The following is a 249-nucleotide window of genomic DNA, read 5'->3' as shown; positions in this document are numbered from 1 at the left end:
ACCGTCCACGGTGAGTGAGGCGTGTAGCGTCGTGCCGCCGTCGTCATCCGTTTCCGTTTTAACATTGCCCAGCGAATAGCGGCCCCACTGCCCATCACCCCCGCTGGAGGGCAGGTATTCGTCTTGGAATATCTGCCAAAGCTGCTCGCCGCTGACCTCCCCGCCCACGGTGTCCGTGCGGCGCTGGATTACGCCAGAGAACTCGATCTGGGCACGGCGCGGCAGATCCAGGCTGTGCTCGGTCTTAAG

The 249-nt window shown here is 63.1% G+C and carries 1 pseudogene; it reads right to left on the bottom strand.

What is annotated here, in order from left to right:
- Window positions 1–249: pseudogene (locus SB772_RS44035) on the bottom strand (2-isopropylmalate synthase); the annotation flags it as partial.

The organism is Paraburkholderia sp. SIMBA_030, assembly GCF_046535245.1.
In the GTDB taxonomy this organism is placed as follows: Bacteria; Pseudomonadota; Gammaproteobacteria; order Burkholderiales; family Burkholderiaceae; genus Paraburkholderia.
This window is presented reverse-complemented; position numbering and strand designations above follow the sequence as displayed.